Below are 2,485 nucleotides of genomic sequence, written 5' to 3'. Positions count from 1 at the left end.
CCAGTGCTTAACTTATCATACCGTTTAGATTTGAAAAGCCCTAAAAAGCACTTTTTTTATGTTTTTTCTTGGTTTTTAGGTGTTTCGACCGAAAAACTCTCAACAGGATGCACTAAAGCAAGCTTTAACACCTCGTCAATCCAAGTAACTGGGTGAATATCAAGACCTGCCAGCACGTTGTCTGGTATCTCTTTTAAGTCACGTTCGTTAATTTTTGGAATGATCACTGTTTTAATTCCACCACGATGCGCCGCTAATAACTTCTCTTTTAAACCACCAATAGGAAGTACTTCACCGCGTAGTGTAATTTCACCTGTCATTGCAACATCTGCTCGTACAGGATTACCCGTTAAGCTAGATACAAGACCCGTTACCATTGCTGCGCCCGCACTAGGACCATCTTTTGGTGTTGCGCCCTCAGGTACGTGTACGTGAATATCACGTTTTTCGTAAAAGTCGCTGTTAATACGGAAAGTATCTGCTCGATTACGCACAACCGTCATTGCCGCTTGAATCGACTCTTGCATTACATCGCCAAGAGAACCGGTGTAACTTAACTTGCCTTTACCTGGCACTGCCGCACATTCAATTGTTAGCAAATCACCGCCAACTTCTGTCCATGCTAAGCCTGTAACTTGACCAATACGGTCGCCATCTTCAGCTTTGCCATAGTCAAAGCGCTGCACACCTAAAAACTCTTCTAGGTTATCTTGATTGATGGTCACTATTTTAGTGTCTTTTTCAAGTAAGATATTTTTAACGGCTTTACGGCATAGTTTCGAAATTTCGCGCTCTAAGTTACGTACACCCGCTTCACGTGTGTAATAACGAATAATGCCAATAATTGCGCTGTCTTCGATAACTATTTCAGACTCTTTTAAACCGTTACGTTTAACTTGTTTAGTAATTAAGTGCTCTTTTGCAATGTTTAGCTTTTCATCTTCGGTGTAACCCGACAAGCGAATAACTTCCATACGATCTAATAATGGACCAGGAATGTTAAAGCTGTTTGATGTTGCTACAAACATAACGTCAGATAAATCGTAATCGACTTCAAGATAGTGATCGGCAAAATGACTGTTTTGTTCCGGATCAAGCACCTCTAACAATGCTGATGCTGGGTCGCCGCGCATGTCCGATGACATTTTATCGATTTCATCTAATAAGAATAATGGGTTTTTAACGCCCACTTTTGTCATGTTTTGAATTAGCTTACCTGGCATTGAACCTATGTATGTACGACGATGACCGCGAATCTCAGCTTCATCACGTACGCCGCCAAGCGCCATACGAACATACTTACGACCAGTCGAACGTGCAATAGATTGCCCAAGTGATGTTTTACCAACACCTGGTGGTCCAACTAAACATAAAATTGGCCCTTTGAGCTTATTAGTACGCTGTTGTACTGCGAGGTACTCAATAATGCGTTCTTTTACTTTATCTAAGCCGTGGTGATCGCTATCAAGAATTTTTTGTGCGCCTGCTAAGTCTTTTTTCACTTTAGAGCGTTTTTTCCATGGCACATTAATTAATGTATCTATGTATGAACGCACTACAGTTGCTTCTGCAGACATTGGCGACATCATTTTAAGCTTATTGAGCTCTGTAGTTGCCTTTTCTTTAGCTTCATCAGGCATGCCAGAATCCTCAATACGCTTTTTAAGCGCTTCAAATTCATCAGGCACATCATCAAGCTCACCAAGTTCTTTTTGAATGGCTTTCATTTGCTCATTGAGGTAATACTCGCGCTGAGATTTTTCCATCTGCTTTTTAACGCGGGTACGAATTTTCTTCTCAACTTGCAATAAGTCTATTTCGCCTTCCATTAGTGCCATTAAATATTCAAGACGTTCTGTGACACTTGAAATTTCGAGCACTTTTTGTTTTTCAGGTACTTTAAGCGGCATATGCGCTGCCATTGTGTCGGCAAGACGTGCTGGCTCATCAATACCTGAAACCGAAGTTAGTACTTCAGGTGGAATTTTTTTATTTAGCTTTACATAGCCTTCAAACTGGCTAATTGCGCTTCGGATAAAAATATCTTGCTCTTGTTCATCTACAGAATCAGATTCAATAAATTGAGCATTAGCGACAAAAAAGTCATCGTTATCTACAAATTCTTCAATTTGTGCGCGCTGTGTACCTTCGACTAAAACTTTAACTGTACCGTCTGGTAATTTTAATAACTGAAGTACAGTGGCAATAGTACCGATACGATAAATATCATCTTGCTCTGGTTCATCTACAGTTGCATCTTTTTGTGCAACCAAGAAAATTTGTTTGTCTTTGTCCATTGCCGCTTCTAGGCATTTTATTGATTTTTCACGGCCAACAAAAAGCGGGATCACCATGTGCGGGTATACCACAACATCGCGCAGTGCAAGGACTGGGATTTCGACTCGGTCGGTTCTCTCAAGCGTCATTATAGTTTCTCTTCGCACTTCATTTATTTTAAAGATTACTCAAGTATATGGGGATAACC

At 40.6% G+C, this 2,485-nt stretch carries 1 protein-coding gene; it reads right to left on the bottom strand.

Annotated features, from left to right (window positions below; all coding sequences use genetic code 11):
- Window positions 1-56: 56 nt before the first annotated feature.
- Window positions 57-2,426 carry an endopeptidase La gene (lon, locus tag H5072_RS16810; protein ID WP_182694190.1) on the bottom strand — a complete coding sequence of 790 codons (2,370 nt, stop codon included), beginning with the start codon at window positions 2,424-2,426 and terminating at the stop codon, window positions 57-59.
- Between the last annotated feature and the right edge of the window lie 59 nt (window positions 2,427-2,485).

The sequence above is a fragment of the Pseudoalteromonas sp. SR45-5 genome (assembly GCF_014163565.1).
GTDB classification, from domain to species: domain Bacteria; phylum Pseudomonadota; class Gammaproteobacteria; order Enterobacterales; family Alteromonadaceae; genus Pseudoalteromonas; species Pseudoalteromonas distincta.
The sequence above is the reverse complement of the archived record's forward strand: the minus strand, read 5'-3'. Positions and strand labels throughout refer to the sequence as shown.